The organism is Zhongshania guokunii, assembly GCF_040892635.1.
GTDB lineage: Bacteria > Pseudomonadota > Gammaproteobacteria > Pseudomonadales > Spongiibacteraceae > Spongiibacter > Spongiibacter guokunii.
Window position 1 is genome coordinate 18,671 of the sequence record NZ_JBFRYA010000012.1, and the last position, 20,166, is coordinate 38,836.

At 52.0% G+C, this 20,166-nt stretch carries 20 protein-coding genes and 1 tRNA gene; 8 read left to right on the top strand and 13 right to left on the bottom strand.

Annotated elements, in window-relative coordinates:
- Nucleotides 1-26: 26 nt before the first annotated feature.
- Nucleotides 27-103, bottom strand: a tRNA-Arg gene (locus AB4876_RS13480).
- Nucleotides 104-178: 75 nt separating this feature from the next.
- Complete coding sequence (gene gpt / locus AB4876_RS13485; protein WP_368382308.1) at nt 179-643, bottom strand: xanthine phosphoribosyltransferase; 465 nt, start codon at nt 641-643, stop codon at nt 179-181.
- Nucleotides 644-827: 184 nt separating this feature from the next.
- Here gpt and AB4876_RS13490 point away from each other — a divergent pair, with 184 nt between their 5' ends.
- On the top strand, nt 828-2,171 hold the full coding sequence (locus AB4876_RS13490; protein WP_368382309.1) for a sigma-54 interaction domain-containing protein: 1,344 nt from the start codon (nt 828-830) through the stop codon (nt 2,169-2,171).
- Nucleotides 2,172-2,208: 37 nt separating this feature from the next.
- On the opposite strand, the gene AB4876_RS13495 is transcribed toward AB4876_RS13490, so the two are convergent.
- Nucleotides 2,209-2,556, bottom strand: coding sequence for a translation initiation factor Sui1 (locus AB4876_RS13495; protein WP_368382310.1), 348 nt, complete (start codon nt 2,554-2,556; stop codon nt 2,209-2,211).
- Between the two features lie 93 nt (nt 2,557-2,649).
- Between AB4876_RS13495 and AB4876_RS13500 the strand changes: the two genes are divergently transcribed.
- Nucleotides 2,650-2,871 (top strand): SlyX family protein, encoded by a 222-nt coding sequence (locus tag AB4876_RS13500; protein ID WP_368382311.1) that lies wholly within the window; start codon nt 2,650-2,652, stop codon nt 2,869-2,871.
- Between the two features lie 84 nt (nt 2,872-2,955).
- Here AB4876_RS13500 and AB4876_RS13505 read toward each other — a convergent pair whose 3' ends face one another.
- Nucleotides 2,956-3,201 carry a cold-shock protein gene (locus tag AB4876_RS13505; protein WP_368382413.1) on the bottom strand — a complete coding sequence of 82 codons (246 nt, stop codon included), beginning with the start codon at nt 3,199-3,201 and terminating at the stop codon, nt 2,956-2,958.
- A gap of 449 nt (nt 3,202-3,650) precedes the next feature.
- Here AB4876_RS13505 and AB4876_RS13510 point away from each other — a divergent pair, with 449 nt between their 5' ends.
- Nucleotides 3,651-6,266 carry a PAS domain-containing sensor histidine kinase gene (locus AB4876_RS13510; protein WP_368382312.1) on the top strand — a complete coding sequence of 872 codons (2,616 nt, stop codon included), beginning with the start codon at nt 3,651-3,653 and terminating at the stop codon, nt 6,264-6,266.
- A 63-nt stretch (nt 6,267-6,329) separates the two neighbouring features.
- On the opposite strand, the gene AB4876_RS13515 is transcribed toward AB4876_RS13510, so the two are convergent.
- From AB4876_RS13515 to AB4876_RS13535, 5 genes are all read right to left on the bottom strand, one after another.
- Nucleotides 6,330-6,539, bottom strand: coding sequence for a cold-shock protein (locus tag AB4876_RS13515; RefSeq protein WP_368382313.1), 210 nt, complete (start codon nt 6,537-6,539; stop codon nt 6,330-6,332).
- A gap of 312 nt (nt 6,540-6,851) precedes the next feature.
- On the bottom strand, nt 6,852-9,719 hold the full coding sequence (locus tag AB4876_RS13520) for a valine--tRNA ligase (RefSeq protein WP_368382314.1): 2,868 nt from the start codon (nt 9,717-9,719) through the stop codon (nt 6,852-6,854).
- Nucleotides 9,720-9,886: 167 nt separating this feature from the next.
- A complete protein-coding gene (locus AB4876_RS13525) occupies nt 9,887-10,279 on the bottom strand; it encodes a hypothetical protein (RefSeq protein ID WP_368382315.1) in 393 nt (130 codons plus the stop codon).
- Nucleotides 10,280-10,290: 11 nt separating this feature from the next.
- Nucleotides 10,291-10,713, bottom strand: coding sequence for a DNA polymerase III subunit chi (locus AB4876_RS13530; RefSeq protein ID WP_368382316.1), 423 nt, complete (start codon nt 10,711-10,713; stop codon nt 10,291-10,293).
- 3 nt (nt 10,714-10,716) lie between these two features.
- Complete coding sequence (locus AB4876_RS13535; protein WP_368382317.1) at nt 10,717-12,198, bottom strand: leucyl aminopeptidase; 1,482 nt, start codon at nt 12,196-12,198, stop codon at nt 10,717-10,719.
- 205 nt (nt 12,199-12,403) lie between these two features.
- On the opposite strand from AB4876_RS13535, the gene lptF reads away from it, so the two are divergent.
- Together lptF and lptG are read left to right on the top strand one after the other, a co-directional pair.
- Nucleotides 12,404-13,516, top strand: a complete 1,113-nt coding sequence (gene lptF, locus AB4876_RS13540; protein ID WP_368382318.1) for an LPS export ABC transporter permease LptF — start codon at nt 12,404-12,406, stop codon at nt 13,514-13,516.
- Complete coding sequence (gene lptG / locus AB4876_RS13545) at nt 13,509-14,570, top strand: LPS export ABC transporter permease LptG (RefSeq protein WP_368382319.1); 1,062 nt, start codon at nt 13,509-13,511, stop codon at nt 14,568-14,570. The genes lptF and lptG overlap by 8 nt, the downstream gene beginning before the upstream one ends.
- A gap of 5 nt (nt 14,571-14,575) precedes the next feature.
- Here lptG and AB4876_RS13550 read toward each other — a convergent pair whose 3' ends face one another.
- Both AB4876_RS13550 and AB4876_RS13555 read right to left on the bottom strand, forming a co-directional pair.
- Nucleotides 14,576-15,055, bottom strand: coding sequence for an RDD family protein (locus AB4876_RS13550; protein WP_368382320.1), 480 nt, complete (start codon nt 15,053-15,055; stop codon nt 14,576-14,578).
- Between the two features lie 71 nt (nt 15,056-15,126).
- Nucleotides 15,127-15,615, bottom strand: coding sequence for a hypothetical protein (locus tag AB4876_RS13555; protein ID WP_368382321.1), 489 nt, complete (start codon nt 15,613-15,615; stop codon nt 15,127-15,129).
- A gap of 182 nt (nt 15,616-15,797) precedes the next feature.
- Between AB4876_RS13555 and AB4876_RS13560 the strand changes: the two genes are divergently transcribed.
- Nucleotides 15,798-16,475: a winged helix-turn-helix domain-containing protein gene (locus AB4876_RS13560; RefSeq protein WP_368382322.1), complete on the top strand. Its 678-nt coding sequence runs from the start codon at nt 15,798-15,800 to the stop codon at nt 16,473-16,475.
- Nucleotides 16,462-17,853 carry a sensor histidine kinase gene (locus AB4876_RS13565; protein WP_368382323.1) on the top strand — a complete coding sequence of 464 codons (1,392 nt, stop codon included), beginning with the start codon at nt 16,462-16,464 and terminating at the stop codon, nt 17,851-17,853. The genes AB4876_RS13560 and AB4876_RS13565 overlap by 14 nt, the downstream gene beginning before the upstream one ends.
- 50 nt (nt 17,854-17,903) lie before the next feature.
- Here AB4876_RS13565 and AB4876_RS13570 read toward each other — a convergent pair whose 3' ends face one another.
- Nucleotides 17,904-18,554: a hypothetical protein gene (locus tag AB4876_RS13570; protein ID WP_368382324.1), complete on the bottom strand. Its 651-nt coding sequence runs from the start codon at nt 18,552-18,554 to the stop codon at nt 17,904-17,906.
- 123 nt (nt 18,555-18,677) lie between these two features.
- On the opposite strand from AB4876_RS13570, the gene AB4876_RS13575 reads away from it, so the two are divergent.
- On the top strand, nt 18,678-19,157 hold the full coding sequence (locus AB4876_RS13575) for a gamma-glutamylcyclotransferase family protein (protein ID WP_368382325.1): 480 nt from the start codon (nt 18,678-18,680) through the stop codon (nt 19,155-19,157).
- An 18-nt stretch (nt 19,158-19,175) separates the two neighbouring features.
- Here the strand turns inward: AB4876_RS13575 and AB4876_RS13580 are convergent, their stop codons facing one another.
- A complete protein-coding gene (locus AB4876_RS13580; protein ID WP_368382326.1) occupies nt 19,176-20,162 on the bottom strand; it encodes a 2Fe-2S iron-sulfur cluster-binding protein in 987 nt (328 codons plus the stop codon).
- Nucleotides 20,163-20,166: the final 4 nt, after the last annotated feature.

Genomic DNA, 20,166 nt, shown 5'->3' on the forward strand with positions numbered 1-20,166 from the left:
ATTGATTGATGAGCACTGCGACGAGATGGTGTCCCCGACAGGATTCGAACCTGTGACCTGCCCCTTAGGAGGGGGCCGCGCTATCCAGCTGTGCCACGGGGACATCAAATGCGACTGTGGTCACCCATAACCGCGCCGCAGATTCTATAGTGATTAGCCTTGTGAATCAAAAAAAGCCTTATTTTACCAATGGTTCGCTGTAACTCGGCTCGCTGTCCCAGGGGAAGTGTATCCAGGTGTCTTGGGAGAATTCACGTACATAGTGCTCGGTTAGGGCCATGGCCTGCGGTTTCGCGTAAATCGTTACAAAGCAGGCCTTGGGAAGCAGCTCTTTAGCAATTTTGGCAGTTCCGCCAGTATCAACTAAATCATCAACAAGCAAATAGCCGTCACCATCGCCTTCAACGGTTTTTAGAATGTTGATTTTACCCTGTTGGTCGTGGTCGTAACTGGCAATGCACAAAGTGTCGACAACCCGCAAATTTAACTCGCGCGCGAGTATGGCGCCAGGCACTAGCCCGCCGCGAGCAATACTGATAATGCCCTTCCAGCTGCGGTCGGTGAGTTTGCGAGCAAGATTGCGGGTATCGCGGTGCAGTTCATCCCAGCTTAGGTAGTAAACGGGAATATTGGTGTCTGGCATGGTGTTGGCCTTTGTGCTGTCGGCAAAGGTGGCAGATTGTGCCGGATGACATGATTTACCGCAAGGCTCGAGACTTGGACTACTTTATTGTTTTGTCGGAATTTTGACGGCTAGTGATGATTCGGACTATTTTTGTAGTATAGTCAAAAAAATGACGGCACTGGTTCTATCTATGGTAACTGCTTTGCGCATTTTAATTTTGGCCCCTCAGTCATTAACTCAGCGTTTGGCTGCTGTTCTGCAGGCAGTGGGTGAAGAACAAGTTAGTAGCGATTACGTTGGCTTGGACGCTGATAATGTCGACGTGGTTTTCTATGCCGAACTGAATCCTGAACAGAGCGACTACTTAGCTAGATGCTCAGCGCTAAGGGTTCCAATTATATCTACCTCTAGCGTAAAGCCCCTTGCCGAGCATACTCTTAGCCTGCCCGATGATTTTTACTACCAAGATGTTTTAGAGTTGCTATATCGCCTTCGGACGATGATTGGTACAAGCGGCAAGTCGGATTGTTGCGCTGAGCCTAACGAGGATTTGGTTGGCAGCAGCGCGTCAATTGACGAGTTGCGGCGCTTGGTGCGGCAGGTGGCCGATAAAATGGTGACGGTCTTGATTACTGGGCCGTCGGGATCGGGTAAAGAAGTGGTGGCGCGAAGTCTCCATCGTCACTCGCTGCGTAGCAACGGGCCCTTTGTGCCGATTAATTGTGGTGCGATTCCGCGGGAGTTGCTGGAAAGTGAGCTTTTTGGCCATGAGCGGGGTGCATTTACCGGTGCGATATCCAGCCGCGCAGGTCGGTTTGAGTTGGCGGAAGGTGGCACCCTGTTTCTCGACGAAATTGGCGATATGCCCCTCGATATGCAGGTTAAAATTTTGCGGGTAATCCAAGAGCGCCAGTTTCAGCGCGTGGGCTCAGATAAAACGCGAGTTGCTGATGTGCGTATTATTGCCGCCACGCATCGGGATTTGGCCGCTATGATTACCGCTGGTGAGTTTCGTGAGGACCTCTATTACCGGCTTAATGTATTTCCATTACACGTGCCGCCACTGGCGGAGCGCCAAGAAGATATTCCGGATTTGATTAGGGTCTTGAGTCGGCAGTTAGAGGCTGATGGCCTGGGGCGCTTGCGTTTGGCGAGTTCGGCCATGCAGTCTTTGGCTCAGCAGCCGTGGTCAGGCAATATTCGCGAGTTGGCGAATTTACTTGAACGACTAATTATTATGTATCCCGACCAAGTGGTCGGCCTGGGCGATTTACCAGAAAACTATCGCTGGGCAGTAGAGTCTTGGCGGGAGCAGGGCGTTGCAGAGCATGCTGCGGGGCTGGAGACGGCGCCTAAATCTGCGCTTAGCTCGGCATTGCCCGAAGAGGGACTTGATATGAAAGCGAGTTTACAGGCCTTGGAGCGGTCGTGGATCGAGCAAGCCCTCGCCACGCATTTCGGAGTCGTTAGTAAGGCGGCTGCGCATTTGGGCTTGCGCCGAACCACCTTGATTGAAAAAATGCGCAAGTTAGAGATTTACGTCTAAGCTCCTGCAAATGTAGCTAGTTTGCTCTTTGCTGAGCTTAGCCACCTGCCAATTTCACTTGAAAGCCCTTGGCTTCCAGCAGGGTTTTGAGTGCTTGGCGATGATCACCCTGGAACTCCATGTCGCCATCTTTGATAGCGCCGCCGGTGCTGAGTTTTTGGCGCAATTCTTTAGCAAGGTTTTTAAAGCTGGCTTCGTCGAGCATCAGCCCCTTTACAATACTGACGCCTTTACCTTTGCGGCCTTTAGTTTCGCGGTGAATGCGGGCAATGCCGTCACCGTCGTGATTAGCTGTGTTGCGTTTTTTGCACTGGCATTGCTCACTGGGCTGTTGGCAATCGGGACACAAGCGGCCCTGTTCGGTGGAATAAACAAGTCTAGACACGAATTTCTCCTATTTTACGCTGTGCTGATTATAATGGCTGCGCGCCGTCGGTGGCGCCTTTCTTAATCAAAACCCTTAGTGGAGTTTATACCAATGGCCAGCGATATTTCTGCCCAACTCATTGACTTGCAAAGTCAATTTGCTTTTCAGGAAGATTTACTCGGGGCTCTCAATGAGCGAGTGATTGCTCAGGATCGTGAACTGCTGGAAATGCGACGCGCTATTGCCCAGCTGAGTGAGCAGCTTCGTCAGCAGAATACTGACGCCGAAGGTGCTGCGCAGACGATAGAGTCAGACCGTCCGCCGCACTATTAACAGGCAGGTAACTTGGCTTGGCATTTGCGGCTGGGTTTATTTTGTAAAGGGGGCCGCAGGCGAATGTCTGCGGCCTTTTTAAACTTATTTCAGTACAGAAACTTCTTCGGCTTGGGGGCCTTTCTCGCCTTCACTCAGCACGAATTCAACTAGCTGACCTTCATTGAGGCTGCGGCGACCACGACCTTGGCCGCGAATCGAGCGAAAATGCACAAACACGTCGCCGCCGGCGTCGCGGGTAATAAAGCCATAGCCTTTACTCACGTTGAACCATTTTACGGTGCCGCGTTCGCGCTGACTTTTAAATTTGTCTGCCAAGTCGGGCAGCATTGGTGAAAGTAGCATGGTAAGTACAAGTGCAATGCCTACGATGGTGGCGGGAACGGCTTGTAGGGTGTTAAAACCGAGAAGGTGTAGAGCCCAAACACTGGCAAAACTTAAGGTGGCAATAAGAATAGTTCTAATTATCAATAACATAAAAATCCAAATATAGCTGAAGTTGAAATATCACAAAGTTGTTTAGTGGGTCTGAACGCGATAAACCCGCGCGCAAGCATAGCATTTTCTAATGGAAACGTCGCGGCAGAGCTTATGTTTACCCAAGAGTTGGCAGGCCATTGGCAGGTATTAAATGCGCCGGTTGTGGGTTTTAAGTCATTTTCAGCTACCCTTAATAAACGTAACCCCCTTGCGCGGCGGTACTTTAGTGGAAATTACGCATAGTTACCGACGCCGCGGGCAGGCATGATTATGGTGTTAACTAAGGCTGGGGTATATTCGTGCGCGATTGGATGGAATCTAAGGAGGGAGCAAGCTACGCTAGGCGGAATCGCGTTATTCTGAACCTGTCGATAGTGACCTTGTTTCTGTTGATGTTTCTGGTCGCCGCCTCCGAAGTTATTACGCTTTTTGGTGCGTCTGATAAGCTCGAGAGGAGCGAGAAATTAGCTGAGAGCTATCACTCCCGAGAAGACGGTCTGTTTGCCTTGGATGCGGTGCTCAACCGTGGTCTCGCTATAAATGAGTTGGTTGACGCTATGGCTGAGGGCGACTTATTCGCTGCCGATAGCGCGCGCACGCGTCTCATCTCCGCACGCCAGCTTTTACTCAGTGATGCTATGGCGGATTTTCCAAAGGCGATGCGCACCGATCTCGCTAGTTTGCTCAATATTTACATTTCGTATGAGCGAAATCATGCGGAAAGCGTCGACACCATAATATTGCCACTTAATCCGCAGCTAGATACCCACTCCCTGATTACCGGTCTGCAAAATTTGCGAGCCGATCAAAAGAAATGGATGGCTCAATTGGCAGCGGGTGGTTTGGATGAGCGCCGTTTATGGAGCTCCCAGTCAGCTATTGTGGTGTTTTTTATATTGCTGGGCTTTATCCCATTGTTTGGTGGCATTGTGACTTCGCGGCGTTTTGCCCGTGAGCATTTGCTGCTTTTAGAAACCCGCGAGAACTTTAATCACCTTATCGACAACCTGCCTGGCTTAGTGTTGCTGACGAACCGCAGCGGCGAAATTCTCGCTGCGAGCAATTCGCTTGCCGAGTATTTAGGTCATTCCCGCGAATGGTATGAGCATGCGTCGGTGGCGCAGCTATTACCCAAACGTTTTCGCCAGCAATACCAGCTCTACAGCAAAAACTATCTCGATACTAAGGGTGAGATGGTCAAGGGCCGCGAGCTGTTGGTTATGAATGCTGGGGGCAAGGAATTACCCGTCGAGCTGCATTTTGGCCATTTCGATACCAGTGAAGGCGAGGTATTGCTGGTTTGCTTTAGAGATGTGACCGAACAGCGGGCCCTATATCAGCGCTACCAGCATCTTCAGAAACGCTTTGATATGACGATGACGGCGTCGCGCGATGGGCTATGGGATTGGGACCTAGAAGCTAACGAAGTGTTGTTTAGCGCGTCTTGGCTAGAAATGATGGGTATTCGGAACGGGCACCCCTTGAATGGTTTTGTGGTTTTTAAGGATGCGGTGCACAGTGAAGATCGGCAGCGTGTCGAGCGCGAGGTGGCACAGTTTTTAAAGAGTAAGGATTTATTATTCCGCACTGAGCACCGTCTGCGGAGTCGAGACGGGCGGATTTACGACATTGTGAGTCGTGGCTGCGCACTGCGTAACAAAGAAGGAAAGGTGGTGCGCATGGTGGGTGTGCATTCCGACGTAACCTCCTTTAAAGAGGTGGAGCGGGAAGTGCGGCGTTTGAATCGCAATCTGGAAGATCGAGTTCGATTACGCACCCAGCAATTAGAGCAAGCTTTGGTCAGCGCTGAGGCGGCCAATAGCGCAAAAGCGGCTTTCTTATCGGTAATGGGCCATGAGATTAGAACCCCAATGAATGGGGTGATTGGTATGGCTGATTTATTGGCAAAAACGAAATTAGATCGAGAGCAGCAAATGATGCTCAATACCGTGCGTCGCTCGTCATTAAGTCTATTAACTACACTTGACCATATTCTAGATTATGCGGCACTTGAGTCGGGTGGCGTGGAAATTGTTCCAGAAGAATTCCAGCTCATTGAATTTGTTGAAGGTATTGCGGACAGCGTGGGCTTGCAGCTCGCCAAAAATAAACAGCGTTTTATTTTGCACATAGCTGCTGATCTGCCTGCGCAGGTTAGTGCAGACGCCGGCAATTTGCGCAAAGCGCTACTGGCCTTAATTGATAATGCAATTAAGTTCTCGGTGTACACCGCGCCGCACGGTATTATCCAGCTGCGGCTGGGTTTGTCTGCTGATCAATCTGGCTTGCGCACTGGACAGCAGCGTTTGGAAATTAAGGTCATCGAAAATGGCATTGGTATTTCGAGTGAACAGCGCGGCCAACTCTTTGAGCCGTTTGTGCAAATAGAAAATAGTCGCACCCGTCGTTTCGGCGGCACCGGACTGGGCTTAGCAATTGCGTCGCGCATGGTTAAGCTTATGGGGGGGCGCCTTTCACTGACCAGCAGTGCTGGCCAAGATACCTGTTTTACGCTGAAAATTGCCCTTGATGTGCCTGAAGTGTCGCCTGTTGTTGAGTCGCTTCGCAACGTTACGGTTTTAGCTTGTATTCCAGAGAAACTGCTGCGCAATGCGGTAGCCGCAACTCTTGAGCGGCATAGCTATAAGCTGCAATGCTTCGAATCGCCAGCAGAGTTAGCGGCGCAAGTTGAGGCGTTAAGCGGTGAGGGAATAGTGTTGGCCGGTGCCGACAATCACGAAATATTGGATTGTTGCACGGACCAAAAATTAAAGATTATTAAATTAAGTGAGCGGCCGCGAGGTAAGGCCACTTTGGGTTTGGATGTGGTGTATACGGACCCATTATTACCCTCGGCGCTAATGCGGGCCTTAGAGCGTGAACAACGGGTGCTAAACCCAGCCATAGGCGGGTGACCCTGGCCTGTCAGCTTATCGGCTCGGATTAAGCGTTGCGCCGCTATATCTGTTTTTTGCCGTTCAGACTTTTGTCACGTCTTCAGCCTGTAAGCCTTTAGGACCATTAATTAAATTAAACTCCACGGTTTGCCCTTCGTCTAAGGTGCGATAACCATCGCCGCGAATAGAGCGGAAATGCACAAAGACATCGCTGCCCTCACTGTGGCTAATAAAGCCAAAGCCTTTCGCGTTATTAAACCATTTAACTGTTCCTGAAACGCGTTCACTCATCGTTGTACCTCGTAGAAATACTTGTGGTTGGGAATGATGCTAAAGGAATCGCTTTTGCAAAAAAGTCGGCCGTAGCGCTTGGCCAGCAGTAAGTTGTGGCTTTATTTTGGTCAAAAGATGGGGGAAAGAAAGGCAATGCAGGTACTGCAGGAGAGGGGTGCGCTGAAAAATGCAGCGCTTGGCAAATACGTGCAAGCATCACTATACGGCGGGGTATCGGGCCAGTGTTAGGCCCTACTATAACGGCTTTAGCGTATTTGTCTACGGTTTAGGCGGTTATAGCAGGGCGCTATTAGCTTTTTTGTGAGCTACTTACAGGGCTTGGATGCTCTTGATTTGCTCAGACAGGGTTTGCTGCGCGGCTTGCTGGGCGGCGAGTTTTTCCTGCTCTTTGGCGACAACGTCTGCTGGGGCTTTGTCTAAGAAGCCAGCGTTACCGAGTTTGCCTTGAATGCGCTGGATGTCTTTGTCGAGCTTTTGAATCTCTTTTTCAAGGCGGGCAATTTCAGCCACTTTATCGATTAAGCCGGACATCGGCACCAATACTTCCATGCTGCCAACCAATTGCGTTGCCGACATGGGCGCTTCGTCGCTGGCGGCTAGCCACTGAATGTCGTCAAGTTTGGCGAGTTTACTCAGCGCTTGGCGGTTGCCATTGAGGCGGCGCAAATCTTCGTCGCTGCCGTTTTTAAGCAGCAAACTGAGGGTTTTGCCCGGTGGTACGTTCATTTCGCCACGAATATTACGGATGGCTAAAATGACACTTTTTAGCCACTCGGCGTCGGCAATCGCATCGCTGTCAATTTCTTCGCTGGCGGCAATGGGGTAGGCCTGCAGCATAATAGTGTCGCCGCCAGCCTTGAGGCTAATGCCGGCAATGGGTGCTACTCGCTGCCAAATTTCCTCGGTGATAAAGGGCATAAAGGGGTGAGCCATACGCAGCGTGGCTTCTAAAACCCGAATCAAGGTGCGGCGGGTGCCGCGCTTGGCTTCTGCGCTGGCGTTGTCGTCCCAGAGTACCGGTTTAGACAGTTCGAGATACCAATCGCAGTACTCGTTCCAAATGAATTCGTAAATGGCTTGCGAGGCGTGGTCGAGGCGGTAGGCGCTCATGGCGTCGGCAACGGTCTGCTCGGTTTGCTGCAGGCGCGAGATGATCCAGCGGTCGGCTAAGCTCAGCTCTACGGCCTCGCCATTGATGCCGCAGTCCTGCTCTTCGGTGTTCATCAGCACGTAGCGGGCGGCATTCCAAATTTTATTGCAGAAGTTGCGGTAGCCTTCAAGGCGTTTCATATCCCAGTTTATGTCTCGGCCGGTTGAGGCTAATGAGAACAGGGTAAAACGCAGGGCGTCGGTGCCGTGGGCGCCGATACCTTCGGGGAAGGTGTTGCGGGTGGCCTTGGCGATTTTCTCGGCGAGCTGGGGTTGCATCATATTGCCGCAGCGCTTGTCGAGCAGGGCGTCGAGTTCAATGCCGTCAATCATATCTAGCGGGTCTAAGACGTTGCCCTTAGACTTGGACATTTTCTGGCCCTGCTCGTCACGGATTAGGCCGGTAACGTAAACGGTTTTGAAGGGCACTTGCGCCTCGCCGTTTTCGTCTTTATTAAAGTGCATGGTCATCATGATCATGCGCGCCACCCAGAAGAAAATAATGTCGAAGCCGGTAACCAAGACATCGGTGGGGTGGAAGGTTTTCAGGCGTTCGGTTTGCTCAGGCCAGCCGAGGGTGCCGAAAGTCCACAGTGCGGAGCTGAACCAGGTGTCCAGCACGTCATCATCTTGCTTGAGTTCAAGACTGTCGGCTAGCTGATATTTTTCTCTGGCCTCGGCTTCGTTGCGGGCAACATAAATATTGCCCTCGCTGTCGTACCACGCGGGAATGCGGTGGCCCCACCACAGCTGCCGCGAGATACACCAGTCTTGAATGTCGCGCATCCAGCTGAAATACATATTCTCGTACTGCTTGGGTACAAACTCGATGCGGCCGTCTTCAACCGCTTCAATCGCTGGTTTGGCGAGGGCCGCGGTGGCAACAAACCACTGGTCGGTGAGCATGGGTTCAATGACCAGCCCTGAGCGGTCGCCACGGGGTACTTTAAGGGCGTGGTCGTCGACTTTTTCAAGCAGACCTGCGCTGTCTAAATCGGCAACAATTATTTTGCGCGCCGCGTAGCGGTCTAAACCAGCGTAGCTGGCGGGCAGGGTTTTATCGAGCTCGGTATTCTCTGAGCTATCGCTATTGAATATTTCGGCTTCTGTGCGCACCGCGGCGTTTTGATCGAGAATATTAATCATCGGCAGCTTGTGGCGCTGACCAACCGCGTAGTCGTTAAAATCGTGGGCGGGAGTGATTTTTACGCAGCCAGTGCCAAATTCACGGTCTACATAGTCGTCGGCAACAATCGGAATTTGACGGCCAACTAAGGGCAGGGTGATAAATTTGCCGATCAGTGAGGCGTAGCGCTCATCTTTTGGATTCACCGCAACGGCGGTGTCGCCAAGCATGGTTTCGGGGCGAGTGGTGGCAACTACGAGATAATTTTTGCCGTCGCTAGTGGTGGCGCCGTCGGCAAGTGGGTAGCGGAAGTGCCACATAAAGCCTTTTTCGTCGGTGTTTTCGACTTCAAGGTCAGAGATGGCAGTGTGCAGTTTGGGGTCCCAGTTAACGAGGCGTTTGCCGCGATAAATCAGTTTGTCGTCGTAGAGGCGAACAAAAACTTCCTGCACGGCTTTGTAAAAACCGTCGTCCATGGTGAAGCGTTCGTGGTTCCAGTCTACCGAGGCGCCGAGGCGGCGCAGCTGGCGGGTGATGGTGCCGCCAGACTCTTCCTTCCACTCCCAAACCTTGTCTAAAAAGGCGTCGCGGCCCAAGTCGTGGCGAGTTTGGCCGGTTTCAGCGGCGAGTTTGCGTTCAACCAGCATTTGGGTGGCGATACCGGCGTGGTCGGTACCCACTTGCCAGAGCGTGTTTTTACCCTGCATACGGTGGTAGCGGGTTAGGGCATCCATGATGGAGTCTTGGAAGGCGTGGCCCATGTGCAGACTGCCGGTGACATTCGGCGGCGGAATCATGATGCTGTAGGCGTCGCCTTTACCCTGCGGCGAAAAATAGCCGCTTTCTTCCCAGTTTTGATACCACTTAGTTTCGATGTCGGCGGGCTGAAATGTCTTGTCCATGGTGTCTCGATAATGTGTTTAGCGATAAATGACGCCGCGCCAGCCATGGCGGAACTCACTTGGCTGCATAGGAATACGGCGATTAAAAAGGGAGCAAGTATACTGAGTTTTGGCCGTTCTGGCTAAAGCTGAGGGGGATTTATATAGGCGTATTTTCTTGGCAGTGATTAGCTGTTGTGGTGTGCTTGCTGGTGCCAGCGCTCGAGTAGGGATTCATCAAGGCTGAGTAGACGTTTGCGCAATTCGGCTTCAATGCTGGGCATCATGGAGTCAATCACATCTTGAATTAACAGTTCACGTGCGTAGTCATCGTCGTGGTGATGCGCGGAGGCTGGAGGCGTTGGTTCTTGGGCGACTGTTTGTGGCGCGTATTGGAATTCGACGCCAGCGTCGCTAAAGCGTGGTTCATCGTGGTTTTTGGCGTGGAAAGCGGCGCTGGGGCCGATTTCGATAATGTCCTCTAACAAGGGGATTGAGGCGAGGTCGATGCCATTGGTATCGAGGAGTACCGCTTGCAGGGCTTCTAATTCCCCAAGCAGGGGTGCTTTGTCTTTGGCCATAATAATCGTTGCTAGCTGTTGATGGTGTGCGAGTTTAGCGGGTAGCCGCGATTCTTGTAAAAACTATAACGCTGCCGCGATGCCTTTAGACTTGCCTCATCCTTGCTGACAATCTCGGCAAGGCGTTGAAAGCGACTAAAGAAGGCGGGGGTTTCCCGCGCGGTATTAATCAATACATCACAGTGCTCCCCGGCGTACTCACCGCAGCCGACCAATACTGGGTTAGTGTCGGCGGGATGACAGCTGTGGGGAATAAAACTCTCGTCGCGGAAATTCCACAGCAATTGATTGATTGCGTCGGCGGCGTCGCCGTCTTCGCAATGCAAATACACCTCGCGGCCACTGCGATAGGCTTTTTCCGCCAAGCGGCAGGCGTATAGCATTGCCGCTGCGGCGGTGTCCTGATTAAGGATGTAAAAGTCTATCTTGGTCATGGCTTAGCTGCCGACCTTGCTCATTAAATAGTGGCAGAGCAAGCTCACCGGCCGGCCGGTTGCACCCTTGTTGGCGCCGCCAAGCCACGCGGCACCAGCGATATCGAGGTGAGCCCAGCGGTAGTCCTTGGTAAAGCGCGACAGGAAACACGCGGCAGTGACGCTGCCGGCTTCGGGGCCGCCGATATTGGCCATATCGGCAAAGTTGCTGTCGAGCTGGTTTTGGTAGTCGTCCCACAGTGGCATATGCCATGCGCGGTCTTGGGCGAGCTGACCCTGAACGAGTAGTTCTTGGGCAAAGCTGTCTTCATTGCTGTATACGGCCGATGCATGCTTGCCGAGGGCGACAACGCAGGCACCGGTCAAGGTGGCAATGTCGATGACCGATGCGGGCTTGTAGCGTCCAGCATAGGTAAGGGCGTCGCACAATACCAAGCGGCCCTCGGCATCGGTATTGAGTATTTCAATGGTTTGGCCAGACATGCTGGTCACCACATCGCCGGGTTTGGTTGCGCCGCCGCTGGGCATATTTTCGGCGGCGGCAACTATCCCAATCACATTAAGTTTTAAGTCCATGTCGGCAATGGCGTTGATCGTGCCGACCACGCTGGCGGCGCCGCACATATCGTATTTCATCTCGTCCATTTTAGCGCCGGGCTTTAAGCTGATACCGCCGGTGTCAAAAGTAACGCCCTTGCCCACTAATACATGGGGGCGAGTGCCTTTTTTACCGCCGTTATATTCCATAACAATCAAGCGCGCACCTTGGTCGCTGCCGGCGCTTACCGACAGCAGCGCGCCCATGCCCAGCTGTTTCATTTTCTTCTCGTCGAGCACGTTTACAGTGACCGATTCAAATTTGCGACCGAGGCTGCGGGCCTCGCTGGCAATGTATTCTGGGGTGCAAATATTGCCAGGCAAATCGCCGAGTTCGCAGGCGGTATTAATACCTTTGCCAATGCTGATGCCGACTTGGATGACCTTGCGATTGGCTTCGGTGTTTGCGCCCTGCAGGGTGGCGCGGCGCATCGATAGTGGCGTCTTGGGTTTGCTAACGGTTGCGGTGTAGCGGTAGCTTGAGCTGACGAGTAATTGCGAAATGCGTTGGTATGCCCAAGTGGGCTTGCGGTCGCTAATGCTGATGTTATCGAGTAAATAGCTGACGTCTTTGCAATCTGCTGCAGCGGGGGTTGCGATGCTGGCCTGAATAATTTTATCAAAATTGCTGTCGCTAAGGCTGGCGCTGTCACCGGCGCCAATCACCAATAAACGGCGGGCTTTGAGGCCGCTCACGGTTGGCAGGTAGAGTGTCTCGGCAATTTTGGCTTTAAAATCGCCACGTTTAATTAATTGGCTGAGTGCGCCGCCACTGGCTGTGTCCACGGTTTTTGCAAGGTCTGAACTCAGGGCCGCATCGGTGATGAGGATCAGACAATCGGTATTAACAGTGGTGACATCTTTGCAGGGCTTAAGGCTAATTTGCATGGATACTCTCGCAGACAGTGGGCGGATTAGTGATAATGTTTGCCATTATTATGGACCGAATGAATTTATTGGCAACGGTGCGGCGTAAAGGCAGTGTTCTGAGCTTAGTGTAAAGGGTATCATCTGCGCGTGAAATACTTAGACGCAAAGACATAGCGTGCTCTGAGCAATAGTGAATGAGCTGGGGCGATGGAGATATGGCTGTTTGATTTTATTTAGGTACCTTGCCAGCGAGATGCTGAAGACGGTGTTTGCCGTGACCTTGACCTTGTTGGTCATCATCATGAGCGGCCGCTTTGTGAAGTACCTAGGGCAGGTAGCGTCTGGGGATTTTGCTCCCGACGTGCTTCTGCTCGTGATGTTATACCGCTTACCCAATTTCCTAGAAGTCGTGTTACCCCTTGGCCTGTTTATCGGTATTTTATTGTCATATGGCCGGCTCTATGTCGACAGCGAAATGACGGTAATGAGTGCCTGTGGTATGAGTCGCCGCCGCTTGCTGACCTATACCATGATTCCAGCTCTATTTACCGCGGGCATCGTCGCCTACGTGAGCTTAATTCTCACCCCGTCTGGAATTCAGGCCTATCTCGACCTGCTGGCCGACAGTAAATCAGAGATCGGTGTTAAAGCGGCGGTTGAGGGACGCTTTCGCTTAGATAAGGCTTCCGGTCGGGTGACCTACATCGAAAAAGCCAATCGCGACGATCAGACCATGACAGGGGTGTTTATTGCCCAGCCTGAGCCAGTGCAGGCCGACGGCCGGCCCTTGTTATCTTTAGTTACTGCGGCCGAGGGGCGTTTTCAGGTCGATGAAAAAACGGGACTGCGGTATTTGGTGTTAGACAGCGGCGTCCGCTATGTCGGCCAATCTGGTGATATGGACTACCAAGTAACGAGTTTTAACCGTCTTGACCAATTGCTGCGCGATCCCGAGGAAAAAACCTATCGCCAAGAGCTCGATGGCAAAGACACCTCCGCGCTGTGGGGGTCGAGTCAGCTAGAAGATATTGCCGCAATCCAGTGGCGGGTCTCACTGGGGCTGCTAGTGCCTATCGCTGCGCTTATCGCGGTGTCGTTGAGTAAAACCGATCACCGCCGCGGTCGCTACGGCAAAATGTTTCCTGCGTTTATGATTTATATGGTGTATCTGGTTTGTTTAAACGCAGTGCGCGATGCTATTGCCAAGGGGCAGTGGCCAGCATTTCCAGGTATGTGGGTAGTGCATGGGGTGTTTTTGGTCCTTGGCTTGCTGCTGTTGTATAGGGACAGTATGCACAGACACTGGGTGCTGAGTTGGAGACGTCGACGTGCGTAAATTAAATCGCTATATCGGCCGCACTGTCGCCGGCGCCATTTTATTGGTGTTGATGGTAATTGTTGGCCTAGATCTTTTGTCTGAACTGGTGGATGGCCTTAAGGAAATTCGCGGGGATTACACCTTTGTTTCGGTGTTGAAGTATGTGGCGATGATTGCGCCGGGCAGCTTTTACGATTATTTGCCCTTTGCCGCCCTTGTTGGCTGCTTGTCTGGACTTGGTTCGCTGGCAAGTAGCAGTGAGCTTATCGTGATGCGCGCGGCAGGGGTGTCTACCTGGCAGCTGTTGGCGGCCGTCATTAAACCGACTTTGATTTTGACTTTAGTGGGCCTGTGCGTGGCGGAGTTTGTTGCGCCAGTGTCGCAACAAATAGCAGAAAGCCAGCGCGCGGTAGCCCTGCAAAAGACCGCCAATATCCACTCGCGGCACGGCATGTGGCACCGCGAGGGCCAGCAGTTTATGCATTTTAATGCTGTGCAGCCCAATGGCGTGTTGTTTGGCGTTAGTATTTTTAGTTTCGATGATGACCGGCGCTTGGAGACTAACACCTTTGCCGAGCGCGCCTATTTTATTGACGGTCACTGGACGCTTGAAGATGCCAAGGTGGTTAGCTTGACTGATAAAGGCGCCACCCAGCAGCATTTTCAGCAGCTGGATTGGGATTCAGGCCTGTCGCCAGACCTATTGAATATTTTGGTATTAGACCCACAGGACTTGTCGATTAGCGGCTTGTGGCGCTACGCCCATTATTTGAAAAAGCAGGGTTTGAATGCCGGTGACTATGAATTGGCATTTTGGAATAAATTGCTGCAGCCGCTCACCATTATGGGCATGGTTTTAGTGGCTATCTCATTTATCTTTGGGCCGCTGCGCAATGTCACTATGGGTTTTCGGATCTTTGTGGGGGTGATGGTCGGTATTGTCTTTCGCACGGCCCAAGATATTCTTGGGCCATCCAGCATGGTCTATGGCTTTGATCCAATATACGCCAGTTTGCTACCCATTGTAGTGTGTTTTATGGCGGGTGTTTATATGCTTAGCCGGCGTGCATAAACAATTTATTTTTTACTTGGTTTAGGCAGTGCACGTAGACGTGTATTCGAGGCCCGGTCGTGCCAAGCAAGGCCGTCTTTATCTATCCAGATCCACCAGTAACCCAGCCCGGCCAGCCCCAGTGCCGGCACCGCGACTGCGAGCCTAACCAGGCATTGGCCCCAGCTGGGTTTGCCGCCATCGCTGCTTTCCAACTTAATCCGCCAGGCTTGCATACCGAGCGTTTGGCCACTTTTACGCCAAAACCAGCTGTAAAAGGCGACAATCAAACTCAATAAATAGACTCGGTACCAGCCGCCTTCCAGCGGTGAATTCAAATCGTGGACCACGCTATCGTTAGCGGCGTTATTGCTCATTATTTCTGGGCTAAGTAGCAGCGCCGGAATTAGGCTGGCAACAAATAAGATGGCGAATAATAAGAAACAGTCATACACAATGGCGGCGAGACGGCGAAATGCGCCTGGAGCGGAGAGTTCGGTAGTCATTTAGAGCAGCCCAAGTTCAAAAACTGCCGCATTGTAGCAGAGCTACGCGAGCTTGCGCGTGATCTACGGGCTTAAAACGCGAGGGCAACACCGAGCGTGACCGAGTCACTGCGCAGGTGCACGGTGTAGTCTGTTTCAAATTGAGTAAAACTCGGGGCAGCAATGCGGCCCTCCTCGTCTGGCAGGTAGCGTTTGGCGCCACTGCTGCGAGTGTGAAAGGATTTATACAGGGATTTAATGCCCATCTTGAGCAGGGCGCGAACTGCATCGCCGCCTTGCTTGCCGTTGTCTTGGTCCATCCACACCTGATTAAAACGGGCCTGATTGGCATTAATGGCCTGGAAATTACCGCTGACGGTATTGCGCTCTATGCAAAAGCTGACCGTGGGCTGGTAGCCGAGCTTTTGACCGTGGGGCAGTGTTATATCGTTTGGAGCCTGCGAGCCCCAGTTTTCAGCGACGCTAGTCAGTGATATCAAGCCCAAGGCAATGGCGGCGAGGCTTTTCAGCCATATAAAATGGGTTTTAGCAGATTGGTAAGCATTTTTTATATTATTCATTGCTTTAGTCTCCGTTACCGGCGCTGTAACTGTTGGAAAATAGCTTACTCGCCCGCATACTAAGGGAGAATAAGTAGATGTACTTTGCCGACTGCGGTCTTGTCTCGATGGGGCTAGGGAGCCGCCGAAGGCTGGCGCGATTGGCGCGTATAAAAAATAAAATCGGAAGGGAAATAAGCTAAATGCGGGTTTTATTGATAGAAGATGACACCAGTGTGGCGGAATATATAGTTAAAGGCTTGCGCGAAAGCGGCTATCAGGTTGAACACGCGGCCGACGGTAAAACCGGCTTAGTTAAGGCGACAACGGAACAGTACGACGCGCTGATTGTTGACCGTATGTTGCCCCATGTAGATGGGCTTACCATTATTCAAACCCTCAGAGCGGCTAACGACAGCACTCCAGCGCTGATTTTAAGTGCGCTTGGCGAAGTTGACGATCGGGTGAAAGGATTGAAGGCGGGCGGTGACGATTATCTGGTTAAACCCTTTGCCTTTGCCGAGTTGTTAGCCCGTATTGAGGTGATGCTGCGCCGCCAAGAGGCTGGATCAGCAGTAACACGCCTTAAAGTGGCTGATTTAGAAATGGATTTGCTCGCGCACAAGGTTTCGCGTGCCGGCCAGCCTTTTAATTTACAGCCTAGAGAGTACAAATTGTTGGAGTATTTGATGCGTCACGCTGGTCAGGTGGTGACGCGGACTATGCTCTTAGAAAATGTGTGGGACTATCATTTTGACCCGCAGACCAATGTTATTGATGTGCATATCAGCCGCCTGCGTCAGAAAATTGATAAGGGTTTTGACAAGCCTCTGCTGAATACCGTACGCGGTGCTGGATATATGTTGGATGATTCTCAGTAAAATATTTACCAGCTTCACTTTCCGGTTTTTGGTTAGCTATGTAGCGTGGCTGAGCCTTTCGGTTTTTATGGTGTTGGCGCTTATCTACGCGTTTATTGCCTACGACTTTTTCGCAGAAGTTCATCACTCGGTTACCGACGAACTGGGGGCCTTAAGTCAGGCCTACCAAGAGGGCGGGGAGCAGGCTGTTGAAGAGTTTGTGCAAGTGCACAGCGGCCCAGATCGTCTGATCCGATTTTTTTACTTTGTTGGTGATGAACACCTCAATAAAGTCGCTGGTAACCTCGACGAATGGCCAGACAGCGAAGAGTATCGCAACGGCTGGCTGGGCTTTAATTTTGAGTCCATGCTCGACGACGCCGACTCGGTGGGCACTGAATTTATCGCTAGATCAAAGCAATTGCCTGGCGGTGAGCATGTCTTGGTGGCTCGTCATTATGCGGATGTGCTGAATAGCACCAAACTGGTTGCCGGCGCCTTAACGCGCAGCATGGTCGCCACCATACTGCTGGGCACTATTGGTGGCGCTATTGTTGCCGCCTTGAGTTTACGGCGAGTGGAGCACATTAATATTACTCTGCGGCGGATCATGTCGGGCGATTTGTCTGAGCGCATTGATATTAAAAGCAGTCGCGGTGATTTTTTACGCTTGTCAGAAAGCGTCAACCAAATGCTAGACCGAATCGAGGTGTTAATGATTGGGGTGCGGCAGGTATCTGACAACATCGCTCACGATCTGCGCACGCCACTAACCCGGTTGCGCAATAAACTCAGCAATTTACATGATAATTGCGCTGACCCAGGCAACCGTGAAGAAGTGGAAGCCCTAATTGAAGAGGCCGACGGCCTGCTTGGTACTTTTAGTGCGCTGTTGCGTATCGCGCAAGTGGAGTCGGGTAATCGCCGCTCTGGTTTTGCCAGTGTCGATTTGTGCACATTGGTGTCGGATGTTATTGAATTGTATGAGCCGCTGGCGGGCGAGAAGGATCAAATTTTCCACACTGGCCTGGCGAAGGTTGGCAGCTTTAACGGCGATCGCAATCTGCTGTTTCAGGCCGTGGCTAATCTCGTTGATAACGCCATTAAGTACACTCCCGCGGGCGGTAAAGTTCAGGTGAATTTGGCCGTGGAAAATAATGTGGTGCGGATTGAAGTGGCCGACAGTGGCGTCGGTATTCCTGAAGAAGATCGTGAGAAGGTATTTCAGCGGTTTTTCCGTGTTGAGCACAGCCGCAGTCAGCATCCTGGCAACGGTCTGGGTTTAAGCTTGGTGCAGGCGGTTGTGAAATTACACGACGGTTATATCGAACTGAAAAATAACAAGCCGGGCTTGCGGGTGGTATTGCGCTTTCCTCGGCAAGATACGCTTTCGTCTTAATAATGGCGCGCTTACAATCTTCTATTCAAAGCTATTATACATAGCGGCGGCTATTTCAAGCTTAAGTGGCTGGTGTCAGGGGTAGGGTGATTGGCGGCTGGTTTTTCGTCTAAAACTGGTGTGCCAATATCGCAGAGACTGAGATCAGCGGTTAGTGCATCGAGGTCAACCTCTATTTGGGCGAGACTTGGCGGAAGTAAGTCGTCGCCAGCCTGCGCCAAACTAAAATCATCGGTATTGGGCTCGGGCACTGGTGGGCGCTCATCGGCGTCTGCCAAGATTACGCCGCTGGCGGCTAGGCTAAGGTGGTCGGTATCGGGGGCGGCGGTCGCGATAAAATGGCGTTCTTCCTCGCGCAAAACCGGTGTGCCAGGGGGGCTCATACTGAGACTGCTTGTCGTTGGCGTAGCGCTTTGAGGCGTTGGTTCGGCAACAGGCGGAGTTGCTGTTTCCCCCCTAGGTGCGGCACTACTGGCTTGGGCTAGGGTGATTACCCCAATTTTGGCAAACAGGGCTTGATAGCGCTGTAGGTCCGCCTCACTCAGATCTTTTCGAATTCTATTAGGTCGGCCATTGAGCAACTTTTCAATTTGATCGACTGGCCGCTTAAAGAGCGCAGAGAGCTGGGTAAGCGCGGCATCGCGGCTGTGGCCAGGCGCCAATTCGCCGGTCATGATAAGGTCAAAGTGGGGTGTGGTCATGAGTTTTATATACCTAGCAGCTTGCGGCGCAAAGGCCGATGTTGTCGTATAACGTATCTTCAACTTAGCAGAGATTATACTGCGCTGTTAAGAGAAAGCAGGTTTTTTGGCGACCCGAGCCGAATGCCTATTAATGACCTTCATGTTATCGAGATCAATATTGCTGAGGCCACCATGGCGAATGTGTTTACCTATGGCAGTTTAATGTGCGCCGATATTATGGCGGCGGTATGCGGCGAGAATTCCACATTTGAGAATGGGGTATTGGCTGGCTATCGGCGCTACGCAGTGCGGGGTGAGGATTATCCTGGAGTGCTGCCTGAGACTTGCGCCAAAAGCGCCGAGGTAGCTGGCATTGTGTATCGCGATGTGAGCGATGAAGGCCTGCGTCGTTTGGACGTGTTTGAGGGTGATTATTACCAGCGCCGCAGTGTGCGTGTTCAGCTTGTTGATGGTGAATTTATTGCAGCCGAGGCCTATATTTTTCGCCCTCAGTTTCGAGGTCTATTGGCAGATTGGCCATGGGATTTTGAACACTTCCTCGCCTCGGGTAAGGCGCGGTTTAGCGGTGCTTATCTTGGCTTTCAAAAACTACCGTCTTAAGGCATTCCTGCTAATTGTTTAGGCTTCGCTTGGGCTGAAGTTGATAAAGGCTTCGCAAATAATGTCGCGGCGGCTGGCCCCTTGCATAAAACACTGCTTTTGCGCGCGCTGCACAAAGTCATCGCCGCCACAAATATACACTTTGGTCCCGCGCAGCTGAGCGAAGTCGCGGTGTAAAACTGCTGAATAAGACGCTGTCGCTGGCAATTCTGGCGGTGGTGTTAAGGTCGCGACGGCCTCGTCGCAGGCTAGCGTTACATGGAAGTTGGCATATTGCTGCTGCAATATTTGCAATTCGCTTATGCCGTAAAAATCCTTGTGGCGCTTGACGCTAAAAAGTAAGTGAACGGCACTGCCGTGGCCTTGGCTGAGTGCGTCTTGCGCTAAGCCGAGTAGCGGCGCTAAGCCCGTGCCCGCAGCAATGAGTAACAGCGCCTGCTGAGCTTGCTTGGGGTCGTAGACACATTCGCCATAAGGCCCCTGAATGGCCAGTTGCTCGCCAATCTCGATGGCATTCAGCAAATACGGGCTTACGGCGCCAGTGGGGTAGATTCGAATATGGAGTTCGATGAAATTATGCAGGCTGGCAACACTGGCAATCGAATAGCAGCGGGCGGTACGGTCGTTAATCCACAGCGTAATATATTGCCCCGCTCGCCAGCGCAGGCGGCAACTTAAGCGCAGGCGTAAGGTACGCGGGTTTAATTGGGTCTTTTCCACAACCGTGGCGAGATGTTTCTCTTGGCTTAGGGCTGGAAACTGCAGCTGCATAGTCTGCTCGGGTTCACATTGGCAACTTAGGAAATAGCCTTCTTGAATGCGTTCTTGACTTAGGCCGAGCTGGCAATCGTCGGGAATCTCGCCGTCGCTCATCATAAGGCAGGCCTGGCAGGCGCCAGCGCGGCAGCCATAGGGAATGGCAACCCGATTTCTGAGTAATGTATCCAATACGGTTTCGCCGTCGTTCACGGCAAATTCTTGCGCGTTTAAAATGATGGAGGTCATAGCG